The organism is Pseudonocardia oroxyli, assembly GCF_900102195.1.
In the GTDB taxonomy this organism is placed as follows: domain Bacteria; phylum Actinomycetota; class Actinomycetes; order Mycobacteriales; family Pseudonocardiaceae; genus Pseudonocardia; species Pseudonocardia oroxyli.
In genome coordinates this window covers 182,259-196,376 of sequence record NZ_FNBE01000003.1, presented here as the reverse complement: position 1 = coordinate 196,376, position 14,118 = coordinate 182,259, and the positions used below count along the sequence as shown (strand labels likewise).

The following is a 14,118-nucleotide window of genomic DNA, read 5'->3' as shown; positions in this document are numbered from 1 at the left end:
CCGGACCGATCGGAGTGGGGCGTGGCGAACGTGGGGCGCCGGTTGTTCACCAGCGAGTCGGTGACCGAGGGTCACCCGGACAAGATGTGTGACGCGATCAGCGACACCATCCTGGACGCGCTGCTGAAGGAGGACCCGAAGAGCCGGGTCGCCGTCGAGACGCTCGTGACCACCGGTCAGGTGCACGTGGCCGGTGAGGTCACCACCGCGGCCTACGCGGACATCCCCGGGCTCGTCCGGGACACGATCCTCGAGATCGGCTACGACTCGTCGTCGAAGGGCTTCGACGGCAACTCCTGCGGCGTGAACGTCGCGATCGGGGCGCAGTCCCCGGACATCGCCCAGGGTGTCGACACCGCCTACGAGAGCCGGGTCGAGTCCAGCGAGGACGAGATCGCCCGCCAGGGCGCCGGTGACCAGGGGCTGATGTTCGGCTACGCGAACACCGACACCGACGAGCTGATGCCGCTGCCGATCGCGCTGGCGCACCGGCTCGCCCGGCGGCTGACCGCCGTCCGCAAGAGCGGCGAGCTGCCCTACCTGCGGCCGGACGGCAAGACCCAGGTCACCATCGAGTACGACGGCGACAAGGCCGTCCGCCTCGACACGGTGGTCCTCTCCACCCAGCACGCCGCGGACGTCGACCTCGACGGGATGCTCGCACCGGACGTGCTGGAGAAGATCGTCCAGCCCGAGATCGCGAACCTGGGCCTGGACACGAGCAACGTCCGACTGCTGGTGAACCCCACCGGCCGGTTCGTGATCGGCGGCCCCATGGGGGACGCCGGGCTCACCGGCCGCAAGATCATCGTCGACACCTACGGCGGCTTCGCCCGCCACGGCGGCGGCGCGTTCTCCGGCAAGGACCCCTCGAAGGTGGACCGCTCGGCCGCCTACGCGATGCGCTGGGTGGCGAAGAACGTCGTCGCCGCGGGGCTCGCCGAGCGCATCGAGGTGCAGGTCGCCTACGCCATCGGCAAGGCCGCTCCGGTCGGGCTGTTCGTGGAGACCTTCGGCACCGCGCACGTGGACCCGGCGAAGATCGAGGCGGCCATCACCGAGGTCTTCGACCTGCGCCCGGCCGCCATCGTGCGGGACCTGGACCTGCTCCGCCCGATCTACGCGCCCACGGCGGCGTACGGCCACTTCGGCCGCAGCGACATCGCCCTGCCGTGGGAGGACACCTCCCGCGCCGAGGCGCTCAAGTCCGCCGCGAGCTGAGCCCGCCCGAACGGCACCCCGCCCCTCGCCGGGCCGGGGTGCCGTTCGTGCGTTCCGGGGCTGTGGACGGGTCGGGCCGCCGGCGGCGGGAGTGTCGGAGCGATCGGGTAGGACGGGTCTGTGAGTAGGGACGAGGGGCAGACGGGACTGGACGTCCCCGTGCCCACCGTCGTGCCCGGACCGCCCCGACCGCGGACGGGCAGGCCACCCCGTCGGGCCACGTCGACCCGGGGGGACTGGCAGGCGGCGGACGCGGCGCCGGTCGCCCGGGTCGCGGTGGACGTGGCGCTGCCGCACCTGGACCGTCCCTTCGACTACCGGGTCCCCACCCATCTCGACGGCGAGGCGCGGCCCGGGGTGCGGGTGCGGGTGCGGTTCGCGGGCAGGCTGGTGGACGGCTACCTGCTGGAGCGGGTCGAGGAGTCCGAGCACACCGGGCGGCTGGCGTGGATCGACAAGGTCGTCTCGCTCGAGCCGGTGCTCACCCCGGAGGTCGCGGCGCTGTGCCGGGCCGTGGCGGACCGCTACGCCGGGGTGTTCGCGGACGTGGTGCGCATGGCGGTGCCGCCGCGCCACGCCCGGGTCGAGGCGGAGGAGCCCCGGGAGCGGGAGGCCGCCGCCGTCGCCCGGCCGGATCCGGCCGGATGGGCCCGCTACCCGCGCGGGCCCGCGTTCCTGGAGGCGCTCGCCGCGGGCAGGCACGCGCACGCGGTGTGGCAGGCGCTGCCGGGGGAGTCCTGGGCGGTGCGGTTCGCCGAGGCGGCCGGGGCGGCGCTCGCGGCGGACCGCGGGGCGATCCTCGTGGTGCCCGACCAGCGTGACGTCGAGACGGCCCACGCCGCGGTCGTCGCGCTGCTGGGGGCGGACGCGGTGGTCGCGCTCACCGCGGAGCTGGGGCCCGCCGAGCGGTACCGGCGGTGGCTCGCGGTGCGGCGCGGGTCGGTCCGGGTGGTGGTCGGCACCCGCTCGGCGGCGTTCGCGCCCGTGGAGCGGGTGGGGCTGCTCGCCGTGTGGGACGACGGGGACGACTCCCACGCCGAACCGCGCGCACCGTACCCCCAGGTCAGGGACGTGCTCATCGCCCGGGCCCATGCCGCGGGGGCCGCGTTGCTGATCGGCGCCCACTCCCGCACGGCCGAGGCGCAGCTGCTCGTCGAGTCGAACTGGGCGGCGGCGATCGTCGCGGACCGGTCGGCGGTGCGGGCGGCCGCGCCCCGCGTCACGGCGATCGGGGAGACCGACACCCAGCTCGCCCGGGACCCGGACGCCCGCGCCGCCCGCATGCCTGCCGTCGCGTTCGAGGCGGCGCGGCAGGCCCTCGGCGCCGGGCACCCCGTCCTCGTGCAGGTGCCGCGGGCCGGGTACCTGCCGTGGCTGTCCTGTGCCCAGTGCCGCGAACCGGCGCGCTGTCGGCACTGCGCCGGGCCGCTGGGGGTGCCGCGCGGCGGGGCGGACGCCGCGCCCCCGACCTGCCGGTGGTGCGGGCGGGCGGACGTGAGCTTCCGCTGCGGCGGGTGCGGCGGCCGTCGGCTGCGCGCGGGGGTCGTGGGGTCGCGGCGGACCGCCGAGGAGCTGGGGCGGGCGTTCCCGCAGGTGGCGGTGCGGACCTCGGGCGGCGGCGCCCCGATCCTCGCCTCGGTGAAGGCGAAGCCGGAGATCGTCGTCGCCACGCCGGGGGCCGAGCCGTGGGTCGAGGGCGGCTACGGCGCGGCCCTGCTGCTCGACGGCTGGGCCATGCTCTCGCGCGCCGACCTGCGGGTGATGGAGGAGGCGCTGCGCCGGTGGCTGGCCGCGTCGGCGCTGGTCAGACCGCATGCGGAGGGCGGTCGGGTGGTGATCGTCGCGGACTCGGGCATCCCGGTGGTGCAGGCGCTGGTGCGGTGGGACCCGGCCGGGTTCGCCGCCGAGGAGCTGGCGTCGCGGGCCGAGGTGGGGTTCCCGCCCGCCGTCCGGATGGCCTCGGTCGAGGGTGTGCCGGGTGCGGTGGCGGAGGTCGTCGACCTGGTGCTGGCGGCCGAGCCGCGGATCGAGGTGCTCGGGCCGGTGGAGGTCGAGGACTCCGCGGAGGGCCACGAGCGGGCGCTGCTGCGGGTGCCGCGCGCGCACGGGCGCGAGCTGGCCCGGCACCTGCACGCGGTGCAGGCCCTGCGCAGCGGCCGGAAGGCGCCGGACCCGGTGCGGGTGCGGCTGGACCCGGCCGAGATCGAGTAGGTGGCAGAATCGGGGGTGTTCGACCGAGGGGAGATCCGTGTCCGTCCAACCCGTCCGCCTGTTCGGTGACCCGGTGCTGCGGGAGGTGGCCGCACCCGTCACGACGTTCGACGCCGAGCTGCGCAAGCTCGTCGCCGACCTCACCGACACGATGCACGACGAGGGCGGCGCCGGCCTCGCCGCGCCGCAGATCGGCGTGGGTCTGCGGGTGTTCACGTTCGCCGTCGACGGGATCGAGGGCCACCTGATCAACCCGACGTGGACGGCGTCGGACGCCGAGGAGCAGCTCGGGCCGGAGGGCTGCCTGTCCATCCCGGGTCTGCAGTGGGACTGCAAGCGGATGGCGAACGTCGTCGCGACCGGGTGGGACGTGCACGGCGAGCCCGTGACGGTCGAGGGCACGGCGAAGCTGGCGCGCGCGATCCAGCACGAGACCGACCACCTCGACGGCGTGCTGTTCATCGCCCGGCTGGACCCGGCCACGCGCAGGCAGGCGATGGCGGAGATCCGCGAGGCCGAGTGGTTCGCCGGGCAGACCGTGAAGGTCAGCCCGCACCCGATGTTCGGCAAGGCCCGATGAGGCTGCTGTTCGCCGGCACCCCCGATCCCGCCGTCCCCGCCCTCCAGGCGCTGCTGGACTCGCCGCGCCACGAGGTCGTCGGGGTGCTGACCAGGCCGGACGCCCCCGCGGGCCGCGGCCGCACGCTGGTCCGCTCACCGATCGGCGCGCTGGCGGACGCCGCGGGGATCCCGGTGTTCACGCCCGCGAAGCCCCGCGACCCGGAGTTCCTGGAGCAGCTGCGCGCACTCGCGCCGGACTGCGTGCCGGTGGTCGCGTACGGGGCGCTGGTGCCGCGCGCGGCGCTGGACGTGCCCCGGCTCGGCTGGGTCAACCTGCACTTCTCGCTGCTGCCCGCGTGGCGGGGCGCCGCGCCGGTGCAGGCGGCGATCAAGCACGGCGACGAGGTCACCGGCGCCACCACCTTCCTGCTGGAGGAGGGCCTCGACACCGGCCCGACCTACGGCGTGGTCACCGAGCCGATCGGCCCCCGGGACACCACCGGTGACCTGCTCGGCAGGCTCGCCCGCTCGGGGGCGACGCTGCTGGCCGCGACGATGGACGGGCTCGAGGACGGCACCCTGCGGGCCGTGCCGCAACCCGCGGACGGCGTCACCCACGCGCCCAAGGTCCTGGTGGCGGACGCCCGGGTGGACTTCGCGACCCCGGCGCTCGCGGTCGACCGGCTGGTCCGCTCGGTCACGCCGGAGCCGGGGGCGTGGTGCACCTTCCGCGAGACCCGGCTCGGCCTCGGCCCGGTCGTCCCGGTGCGCACGGGCGAGATCGAGCTGAAGCCGGGCGAGCTGCACGTCGAGAAGAAGCGGGTGCTGGTCGGAACCACCACGGTCCCGGTCGCCCTGGGCGAGGTCCGCCCCACGGGCAAGCGCGCGATGCCGGCGCCGGACTGGGCGCGCGGAGTGCGGATCACGGAGTCCGACAGCCTGACCTGAGCCCACGTCGCCCCGAGTGATCGTCGGGAGTGGAGCAGGATCCGCGCTCAGCGCGGGTTTCGCTCCAGTCGGCGTGATCACGTCGGGCTCCCGGGCGACCGGCGCGGGTGGGGGTGGGCGGACCTGGGACGATGGAGCGTGGCGGCACCGGTGTGTCGTCCGCGAGCGAGACGACGAGGAGTACGTGTGAGCGAGGCCGACGGCGGACGACCGGAGCGGGACGACCGCGACGATCGGGGCCGGTCCGACCGTCCCCGGGGCGCGGGGGAGCGCCGGGGTTCCGGCTGGTCGGACGACCGCCGAGGCGGGCGGCCGAGCCGGGACTCGCGCGACGACCGGGGCCGCTCCCGGGACGACCGGGGCGGTGGGGACCGCGGCCCGAGCCGCGGCGGCTCCGGGGGCGACCGGGACCGCGGCGGTGCCGGCGGGCCCGGCGGCTACCGGGGTGAGCGGGCCGGGCGGGACGACCGGGGAGGCCGGGACGGCGGTTCCCGCGGCCCGCGAGACGAGCGGGGCGGCCACCGCGGGCCCCGGGACGACCGTGGCGGACCCGATCGCCGCCCGTCGGGGGACGGCGGCCACCGCGGCGCGCGCGACGACCGCCCCCGCGGGGGCTACCGCGACCGTGACGACCGACGGGACGACCGCCCCCGCCCGGACCGCCGTGACGACCGGCCCCGTGACGACCGCCCCCGTGGCGCCGCCCGCGACCGTGACCGCGACCAGCGCAGCCCCGACCGCCGCGACGACCGCCCCCGGGCCGGCTCCGGCGACCGGCGCGGCGGCTACGGCCGCGACGACCGGGGTGGGCGCCGCGACCGCGCCGCGGGCCCGCGCAACGCCGGGCCGCCGCGTCGCAGGCAGGGGCCGAGCACGCCGCCGTCGAGCGACCCGGCCCGCGCGGCCGCGTTCGAGCTGCTCACCGCGGTGCGCGAGCGGGACGCCTACGCCAACCTCGTCTTCCCCAGCATCCTGCGCCGCTACGGCCTGAAGGACCGCGACGCCGCCCTGGCGACCGAGCTGGGCTACGGCACCCTGCGCGCCGCGGGCCAGATGGACGCCGTGATCGAGGCCTGCGCGGACCGCCCGCTGCACCGCGTGGAGCGCCAGCTGGTCGACGCGATGCGCCTGGGCGCCTACCAGATCCTGCGCATGCGGGTGCCCGAGCACGCCGCCGTCGCCACCGCGGTGGACCTGGTGCGGGAGACGGAGGGGTCCCGGTCGTCGGGCTTCGTGAACGCCATCCTGCGCAAGGTCGCCGAGACCGCGCGCGAGAAGGGCGCCGAGGAGTGGCTCGCCGAGCTCGCGCCCAGCGCGGAGGAGGACCCGGTCGGGCGCGCGGCGTTCCTGCACGCCCACCCGAAGTGGATCGCGCAGGCCTTCGTCGACGCCCTCGGCTCGCGCGCCGAGCTCGATGCCGCGCTGGCGGCCGACGACGCCCGCCCCGCCGTCCACCTGCTCGCCAAGCCCGGCGAGATCAGCGCCGAGGAGCTCGCGCTCGTCACCGGCGGCACCGAGGCCCCCTACTCGCCGTACGGGGTGCACCTGGAGCCCGGCTCGGGGGACATCGGCGAGCTCGACGTGATCCGCGAGGGCGTGGCCGCGGTGCAGGACGAGGGCAGCCAGCTCGTGGCGCTCGCGCTGACCCGGGTCCCGGTCGACGGCGACTCCGGCCGCTGGCTCGACCTGTGTGCGGGCCCCGGCGGCAAGGCCGCGCTGCTCGGCGGGATCGCGGCGATGACGGGTGGCCGGGTCGACGCCGTCGAACCGGCCGAGCACCGCGCCGACCTGGTCCGCCGGGCCGTCGACGGGCTGCCGGTCACCGTGCACACCGCGGACGGCCGGGACGCGCCACTCGAGGCGGGCGTCTACGACCGGGTCCTCGTCGACGCCCCGTGCACCGGGCTGGGCGCCTTGCGGCGCAGGCCGGAGTCCCGGTGGCGGCGTAAGCCCGAGGACGTCGCGAACCTGACCAAGCTGCAGCGCGAGCTGTTGCTCGCCGCGTTCCGCCACGTTCGGGTGGGCGGGGTGGTGGCCTACGTCACCTGCTCGCCGCACCTGTCCGAGACGGTGGGTGTGGTCGGCGGGATCGTGCGCCGCAAGGACCTCGGGGTGGCCGTCGAGCACGTGGACGCGCGGGAGTTCCTGCCGGGCGTCCCGGACCTCGGCGACGGGCCGCACGTCCAGCTCTGGCCGCATCGCCACGGCACCGATGCGATGTTCCTGACGCTGCTGCGCCGCACCGCCTGAGCAGCTCTGTGACCTGCATCTCCACCGCCGGTCGGTGCAGCCGGGCGGGGTGCGGCGCGTAGCCTGCGGGGGTGCGTTCCCTGACCGCCCCGACGCCCCTGATCGCGCCCAGCATCCTCGCGGCCGACTTCGCGCGGCTCGCGCAGGAGGCCGAGCGGGTGGCGGGCGCGGACTGGCTGCACGTGGACGTCATGGACGCGCACTTCGTGCCGAACCTGACCCTGGGCCTGCCGGTCGTCGAGTCGCTGCTGAAGGCGACCGACACCCCGCTGGACTGCCATCTGATGATCGACGACCCGGACCGGTGGGCGCCCGGCTACGCCGAGGCGGGGGCGCACAACGTCACGGTGCACGTCGAGGCCGCCCACGACCCGGTGATGGTGGCGAAGGACCTGCGGGCCGCCGGGGCGAAGGCCGGGCTGTCGCTCAAGCCCGGTACGCCGCTGGACCCGTACGTCGAGGTGCTCAAGCACTACGACACGCTGCTCGTGATGAGCGTGGAGCCCGGTTTCGGCGGGCAGAGCTTCATGCCCGAGGTGCTGGACAAGGTGCGCGAGGCGCGCAGGCTCGTCGACACCGGCCACCTCACCCTCATGATCGAGATCGACGGCGGGATCGCGGACTCGACGATCGAGGCGGCGGCCGAGGCCGGCGTCGACTGCTTCGTCGCGGGCTCCGCGGTGTACCGCGCCGAGGACCCCGCCCTGGCCGTCGCCGCACTGCGGGAGAAGGCCGCCGGCGCGCATCCCCGGTGGGCCCATGACGCCTGAGGACGCCATGCGGGAGGCCCTCGCGGCCTCCGTCGCGGTGCACGGTCGCACCAGCCCGAACCCGCCGGTCGGCGCCGTCGTGCTGGATGCGGCGGGCGAGGTCGTGGGCGTCGGCGCCACCCAGCCGCCCGGCGGGCCGCACGCCGAGGTCCTCGCGTTGCGCGCGGCGGGGGAGCGGGCGCGCGGCGGCACCGCCGTCGTCACCCTGGAACCCTGCGCGCACCACGGCCGGACGCCACCCTGCACCGACGCCCTGATCGCGGCGGGCGTCGCGGCCGTGCACGTCGGCGTCGCCGACCCGAACCCCGTCGCCGCCGGGGGTGCCCGGGTGCTGGGCCAGGCGGGCATCGCGGTGACCCACAGCGCGCTCGACGTGGCGGGCGGGCCGCTGCGGGCCTGGCTGCACAGCGTCCGCACCGGGCGTCCGCACGTCACGTGGAAGTTCGCCGCGACGCTCGACGGCCGCAGCGCCGCCGCGGACGGCACGAGCCGGTGGATCACCGGTCCCGAGGCCCGCGCCGAGGTCCACGAGTTCCGTTCGCACGTCGACGCCGTGGTCGTCGGCACCGGGACGGCGCGGGCGGACGATCCGGCCCTCACCGCCCGGTACCCGGACGGCACGGACCGCGAGCGCCAGCCGCTGCGGGTCGTGGTGGGCCACAGTGACCTCCGTACAGGATCCCGACTGGACGCGCCGGACGTGCTACACCTGCGGACACAGTCACCCGACGACGTGCTGAAGGCGCTCGCCGACCGTGGTGTCGTGGACGTCCTGCTGGAGGGCGGCCCCCGGCTCGCGGGCGCGTTCGTGCAGGCCGGGCGGGTCGACCGGGTGCTGGCGTACCTCGCGCCCGCGCTCCTCGGTGCCGGCCCGGCCGCGCTGGGGGACGCGGGGGTGGGAACGATCGGCGACATCGCTCGGTTGCAGGTGGACACGGTCCGCGTCGTGGGCGCGGACGTGCTGGTCGACGCTCGGCCGGCCTGACGGAAGGGACAGGGGATGTTCACGGGGATCGTGGAGGAGGTCGGCGAGATCGTCGACGTCGCGTCCTCCGGCGAGGTGGTCGTCCTGACCGTGCGGGGGCCGCTGGTCTCCTCCGACGCGGGTCACGGCGACTCGATCGCGGTGAACGGCTGCTGTCTCACGGCCGTGGTGCCGGACGGCGGGGACACCTTCCGCCTCGAGCTCGTCCCCGAGACCCTCAAGCGGACCTCGCTCAGCGGGGCCGTCGCGGGCGCGAAGGTCAACCTCGAGCGCGCGCTGGCGGCGAACGGCCGCTTCGGCGGGCACATCGTGCAGGGCCACGTCGACGGGGTCGGCACGCTGCTGACCCGCACCCCCGGCGAGCGGTCGGACGAGGTGCGCTTCAGCCTCCCGGCCGAGCTCGCGAAGTACGTGGTGGAGAAGGGTTCGATCACGGTCGACGGCGTGTCGCTGACCGTGGCCGCCACCGACGGCGACACGTTCACCGTGGCCCTCATCCCGACGACGCTCGCCGACACCACCCTCGGCCTGCGCAGGCCCGGCGATCCCGTCAACCTCGAGGTGGACGTGCTCGCGAAGTACGTGGAGAAGATGACCGCCGGTTACCTCGGCGGCGCTGCCACATCGACGACACCGAAGGACGGTGCGGAGTGACCGAGATCGCTCACCAGGGCGCGGCGCAGGCCGCGGGGCTCTCGGGCGGCTTCGAGAGGATCGAGCGGGCGCTGCGCGACCTCGCCGAGGGCAAGGCCGTCGTGGTGATGGACGACGAGGACCGCGAGAACGAGGGCGACCTGATCTTCGCCGCCGAGAAGGCGACGCCGGAGCTGGTCTCGTTCGTCGTCCGCTACACCTCGGGCTACGTGTGCGTCGCCCTCACCGACTCCGAGTGCGACCGGCTCGACCTGCCGCCGATGCACCACTCCAACGCGGACGCCTACCGCACCGCCTTCACGGTGACGGTGGACGCGAAGGAGGGGATCTCCACCGGGATCTCCGCGGCGGACCGCGCCCACACGATCCGGCTGCTCGCGGCCGCCACGACCCAGCCGTCGGACCTGGTGCGCCCCGGCCACGTCCTGCCGCTGCGGGCCCGCGAGGGCGGCGTCCTGCGCCGCCCCGGGCACACCGAGGCCGCCGTCGACCTGACCCGGATGGCGGGGCTCGCTCCGGCGGGCGCCCTCTGCGAGATCGTCTCCCAGAAGGACGACGGCGAGATGGCCCGCGGCGACGAGCTGCAGGTCTTCGCGGACGACCACGAGCTCACCCTGATCACCATCGCCGACCTGATCGCCTACCGGCGACGCTTCGAGAAGCACGTCCAGCGGATCGCGCAGGCCCGCATCCCCACCGAGCACGGCGAGTTCGTGGCGTTCGGCTACGACTCCCTGCTCGACGGCATCGAGCACATCGCCATGGTGAAGGGGGATGTCGGCACCCCGGAGGGGTCCGGCGAGGACGTGCTGGTCCGGGTGCACTCCGAGTGCCTCACCGGAGACGTCATGGGCTCGATGCGCTGTGACTGCGGGCCCCAGCTCGACGCCGCCTTGGCGGCCGTCGCGGACGAGGGTCGCGGCGTCGTGCTCTACATGCGCGGACACGAGGGCCGGGGGATCGGCCTGCTGCACAAGCTGCAGGCCTACCAGCTGCAGGAGGCGGGCGCGGACACCGTCGACGCCAACCTCGCGATGGGCCTCCCGGCTGACGCCCGGGACTACGGCATCGGCGCGCAGATCCTCTCCGACCTGGGCGTGAAGTCGATGCGCCTGCTCACCAACAACCCGGAGAAGCGCGCCGGGCTGGAGGGCTACGGCCTGCGCATCCTCGAGCGCATCGCGATGCCGATCCGCCCGAACCCGGAGAACCTGCGCTACCTGCGCACGAAGCGGGACCGGATGGGTCACGACCTGCCCGGTCTCGGCGAGAGCGCGGGCCCCGGCAACCTCACCGACGCGCAGGGCTGAGGCCCGGCCGCTCCGTGCACCCGCGGCCCGTCCGGGACGTCCGACGTCCTGAACGGGCCGCTCGTGCACCGTGGGTTCGGACGGGTGGGAGGATGGGACCGTGAGCGGTGAAGGACGGCCCGTGGACGCGGGCGATCTGTCGGGCGCGGCCGGGCTCCGCGTGGGTGTGGTGGCCGCGACCTGGCACGCGGAGATCGTGGATCAGCTGCTCGCGCGGGCACTGGAGACGGTGGAGAAGGCCGGGGCGGTGCCCACCGTGGTCCGGGTCCCGGGCACCATCGAGCTCCCCGTGATCGCCCAGGAGCTCGCCCGCACGCACGACGCGGTGGTGGCCCTGGGCGTCGTCGTGCGCGGGGGCACCCCGCACTTCGAGTACGTCTGCGACTCGGTCACCGCGGGCCTGACCCGCGTCTCCCTCGACGAGAGCACCCCGGTCGGCAACGGCGTGCTCACCACGAACACCCTCGAGCAGGCCGTGGACCGCAGCGGGGCCCCCGGCAGCGCCGAGGACAAGGGCGCCGAGGCCACCGAGGCGGCGCTGCGCACCGCGATCGTGCTCGCCGAGCTCCGGGAGCTCGGGTGACCATGAACGAGACGGCGCGGGTCGAGGCCCCGATCGGACGGGGGCCGGGGGCGGTGACGGTCCGGCCGCGGCTGGCGTCCTGGCTGGGCTGGGTCTCCGCGGTGGTGACGATCGTCGTCTTCGTGGTGATCGCGGTGATCCTGCGGAACACGGCGACGGGCGTGTTCTTCCGGCTCGCCGACCAGGTGGCGATGGTCCTGTTCGGGCTCTTCGTCGCGGCCGGGTGTCTGCTGTTCGCGCGGCCGCGGGTCCGGGCGGACGAGCGTGGCATCGAGGTCCGCAACGTCGGGCTCGCGAAGACCCTGCCCTGGTCGGTGGTCGAGCGGGTCGGGTTCCCGGACGGCGCCTCCTGGGCCCGGCTGGACCTGCCGGACTACGAGTACCTGCCCGTGTTGGCGATCCAGGCGGTGGACCGGCAGCACGCGGTCGACGCGATCCGGAAGGTGCGGGCGCTGCACGCCGCCGCCCACCGCTGACCCCTTTGGGCGACCCCGCCTGACCGCTGGGCTCCCATTCCGCCCGCGTCCCGGCCCGCGCGGTCGGCCGGCCCCACACTCCTCTGGCGCGGAGATCGAACGCAGCGTGACCACGCGCGTGCGGAGAGCTGATCGACCGACTCGGGCAACGGCGCCCGAGGGTGAGGCGGCGGGATGAGTATCGGGCTGGGCGGAACGGACACCCGACACGTCCGGCGGGGTGGTCGCTCCGCCGCCGTGCGCGGGCGGACGCCCGCGACCCCGCCGGAGACGGAGCGCGTCCGGCGGCCCCGGGCGGTGCTCGTCGAGGTGCACGGCACGCTGCTGCGGGTCGAGGCCCTGCGCCGGCGCTTCCGGGAGGTCGGGCGGGCCGAGCACGAGCTCGACATCGTGCTCGCCCGCGCCGCGCGCGACGGCACCGCGCTCGCGCTCACGGGGACCCGCTCGGCCTTCGCCGAGGTCCTGCGGGACGCGCTGCACGCGGTCGGGGGCCCGACGCTGTCCGACGACGCCGCCGCGCACGTCCTCGCCGGCCTGGACACGCTGCCCCGTCACCCGGACGCCGAGCCCGCGCTCGTCGCGTTCGCCCGGTCCCGCGTGCCGGCGTGGGCCCTCGCACACGGTGCGGGGGAGTCGGTCGCGGGCGCCCTGGACGCGACCGGTCTGCGTTCCTTCCTGCGCGGCACCGTGGCGACCGACGACCTCGCCGCCGTGCCCCCGCACCCCGACGCCTTCCACCTGGCCTGCGCCGCCGCCCGGGTCGACCCCGCCACCACGGCCTTCGTGTCCACCCAGCCCTTCCTCGTGCACGGCGCGCAGAAGGCCGGGCTGGTCGGCGCCCTGGTGCTGCGCGAGGGCGAGCGACTGCCCAGCACCGTGACACCGCCCCACGTCACCGCCACCACCCTGCCCGACGCGGCCGCCCGACTCCTCGCCCTCCCGGCCTGACCCGCCCGCCGAGCGTCACCGGAGCGCTCGCGCGTGAACGCTCCCGTCCCCCTCGCGCATCCGTGTCCGACGAGCGTGACGCGAGCGCTGCCGCGGCAACGCTCCTGTCGCGCCCGTCGAGCGTCACGGGAGCGCTCCGCGAAGTGCGCTCCGGTCCCACTCGACGAGTGTCACGGGAGTGTGATCGCAGGTGCGCTCCTGTGTCGCTCGCGTGATCCGTGTCCGACGAGCGTCACCCGAGCGCTCTCGCGGGTGCGCTCCTGTCCCGCTCGCGGGTCAGGCGCCGAGTTGGGGGCGCGAGCGGGTGTCGACGGCCGGGCCGCCGAGGTCGGCGCGGGCGCCCGCTGCGGCGCCGTGGGTGAAACCGCTGCCGGACAGGCTCGGGCGCCGGGCCCGGCCCAGGGTGGGGAAGGCCTCCGCGTACGCCCGGTCCACCTGGGTGCCGCGGTCGGCGAGGACCAGCTCGGCGCCCCCGCCGGGCGTGGTCTGCACCGCCTCGGTCTCGGCGAGCAGCAGCCGCTGGTGCACCTGCGCGGCGAAGCCCTGCAGCCAGGACCGCCGGTAGGCGGCCACGGACTCCCAGGGATCCGGTGGTCGCAGCCGGACGAGCTGGCCCGTGGCCTGCAGCAGCAGCGAGGTGTAGAGCAGCTCGACCCGTTCGCGGTCCGAGGCGAACCCGAACACGGTCACCGCCGCCACCTTGCCCCCGACCGCCCCGTGCATGATCCACCGGCAGCGCAGCGCCGCGGCGATCCAGCCGAGCAGCCGGGCCTTGCCGCCGGAGTACGGGTCCTCCATCGCGACCCGCAGCACGCCGATCGCGTCCCGCCGCGGGTCGCCCGCGCCCAGGCTCGCGGACAGCAGCGCCTCGTCGATCCCGTGTCGCGCCATGAGCTCGACGGCCTTGGCGTTGTAGGTCTCGGCCTCCTCCGGCGTGCCCGCCCGCTCGGCCTTGGCCAACAGCTTGCGGACCCGCTCCAGGCGATCGGTGCGGGCCTCGGTGCCGGGTGAGGTGCCGGGTGAGGTGCCGGGTGAGGTGCCGGGAGTGGTGGCGGTCATGAGGGGCTCCTTCGATCAGGTGTTCGAGGGTCTACCGCACCGCACCGACAGCCTCCGACGGACCCGCATCCACGACCACCCACCGCAGCCCTCCCTCCACAGCATCCGCACGGTAACGAGCCCGGCACCCACAGCGACCACG

13 protein-coding genes are annotated in these 14,118 nt (G+C 75.7%); 12 read left to right on the top strand and 1 reads right to left on the bottom strand.

Annotated elements, in window-relative coordinates; translation table 11 throughout:
* The first annotated feature begins 21 nt into the window (after positions 1 to 21).
* From metK to BLS43_RS05860, 12 genes are all read left to right on the top strand, one after another.
* Positions 22 to 1,221: a methionine adenosyltransferase gene (gene metK / locus BLS43_RS05915; RefSeq protein WP_093077933.1), complete on the top strand. Its 1,200-nt coding sequence runs from the start codon at positions 22 to 24 to the stop codon at positions 1,219 to 1,221.
* A 120-nt stretch (positions 1,222 to 1,341) separates the two neighbouring features.
* Positions 1,342 to 3,432: a primosomal protein N' gene (locus tag BLS43_RS05910; RefSeq protein WP_425438524.1), complete on the top strand. Its 2,091-nt coding sequence runs from the start codon at positions 1,342 to 1,344 to the stop codon at positions 3,430 to 3,432.
* 37 nt (positions 3,433 to 3,469) lie between these two features.
* A complete protein-coding gene (def, locus tag BLS43_RS05905; protein ID WP_093077930.1) occupies positions 3,470 to 4,012 on the top strand; it encodes a peptide deformylase in 543 nt (180 codons plus the stop codon).
* Complete coding sequence (gene fmt, locus BLS43_RS05900) at positions 4,009 to 4,941, top strand: methionyl-tRNA formyltransferase (RefSeq protein WP_093077927.1); 933 nt, start codon at positions 4,009 to 4,011, stop codon at positions 4,939 to 4,941. The genes def and fmt overlap by 4 nt, the downstream gene beginning before the upstream one ends.
* Before the next feature lie 186 nt (positions 4,942 to 5,127).
* On the top strand, positions 5,128 to 7,191 hold the full coding sequence (locus BLS43_RS30435; RefSeq protein ID WP_093077924.1) for an RsmB/NOP family class I SAM-dependent RNA methyltransferase: 2,064 nt from the start codon (positions 5,128 to 5,130) through the stop codon (positions 7,189 to 7,191).
* A 98-nt stretch (positions 7,192 to 7,289) separates the two neighbouring features.
* Positions 7,290 to 7,961, top strand: a complete 672-nt coding sequence (gene rpe, locus BLS43_RS05890) for a ribulose-phosphate 3-epimerase (protein WP_093078525.1) — start codon at positions 7,290 to 7,292, stop codon at positions 7,959 to 7,961.
* A complete protein-coding gene (ribD, locus tag BLS43_RS05885; RefSeq protein WP_176921188.1) occupies positions 7,951 to 8,946 on the top strand; it encodes a bifunctional diaminohydroxyphosphoribosylaminopyrimidine deaminase/5-amino-6-(5-phosphoribosylamino)uracil reductase RibD in 996 nt (331 codons plus the stop codon). The genes rpe and ribD overlap by 11 nt, the downstream gene beginning before the upstream one ends.
* A gap of 15 nt (positions 8,947 to 8,961) precedes the next feature.
* Positions 8,962 to 9,600 (top strand): riboflavin synthase, encoded by a 639-nt coding sequence (locus BLS43_RS05880; protein WP_093077918.1) that lies wholly within the window; start codon positions 8,962 to 8,964, stop codon positions 9,598 to 9,600.
* Positions 9,601 to 9,605: 5 nt separating this feature from the next.
* Positions 9,606 to 10,910: a bifunctional 3,4-dihydroxy-2-butanone-4-phosphate synthase/GTP cyclohydrolase II gene (locus BLS43_RS05875; protein WP_093078522.1), complete on the top strand. Its 1,305-nt coding sequence runs from the start codon at positions 9,606 to 9,608 to the stop codon at positions 10,908 to 10,910.
* A 100-nt stretch (positions 10,911 to 11,010) separates the two neighbouring features.
* Positions 11,011 to 11,493, top strand: coding sequence for a 6,7-dimethyl-8-ribityllumazine synthase (gene ribH, locus BLS43_RS05870; protein ID WP_093077915.1), 483 nt, complete (start codon positions 11,011 to 11,013; stop codon positions 11,491 to 11,493).
* Positions 11,494 to 11,495: 2 nt separating this feature from the next.
* Positions 11,496 to 11,969, top strand: coding sequence for a PH domain-containing protein (locus BLS43_RS05865; RefSeq protein WP_093077912.1), 474 nt, complete (start codon positions 11,496 to 11,498; stop codon positions 11,967 to 11,969).
* 174 nt (positions 11,970 to 12,143) lie between these two features.
* On the top strand, positions 12,144 to 12,917 hold the full coding sequence (locus tag BLS43_RS05860; protein ID WP_143029950.1) for an HAD family hydrolase: 774 nt from the start codon (positions 12,144 to 12,146) through the stop codon (positions 12,915 to 12,917).
* Between the two features lie 276 nt (positions 12,918 to 13,193).
* Here BLS43_RS05860 and BLS43_RS05855 read toward each other — a convergent pair whose 3' ends face one another.
* Entirely contained in the window at positions 13,194 to 13,976 is a 783-nt protein-coding gene (locus tag BLS43_RS05855; protein ID WP_093077906.1) for a DUF2786 domain-containing protein, read from the bottom strand.
* Positions 13,977 to 14,118: the final 142 nt, after the last annotated feature.

Excerpts from the sequence above, each read along its gene's own strand:
- ribD (WP_176921188.1), top strand. The coding sequence starts at position 7,951 with ATGACGCCTGAGGACGCCATGCGGGAGGCCCTCGCGGCCTCCGTCGCG.
- BLS43_RS05860 (WP_143029950.1), top strand. The coding sequence starts at position 12,144 with ATGAGTATCGGGCTGGGCGGAACGGACACCCGACACGTCCGGCGGGGT.
- BLS43_RS05865 (WP_093077912.1), top strand. The coding sequence starts at position 11,496 with ATGAACGAGACGGCGCGGGTCGAGGCCCCGATCGGACGGGGGCCGGGG.
- BLS43_RS05880 (WP_093077918.1), top strand. The coding sequence starts at position 8,962 with ATGTTCACGGGGATCGTGGAGGAGGTCGGCGAGATCGTCGACGTCGCG.
- fmt (WP_093077927.1), top strand. The coding sequence starts at position 4,009 with ATGAGGCTGCTGTTCGCCGGCACCCCCGATCCCGCCGTCCCCGCCCTC.
- BLS43_RS05855 (WP_093077906.1), bottom strand. The coding sequence starts at position 13,976 with ATGACCGCCACCACTCCCGGCACCTCACCCGGCACCTCACCCGGCACC.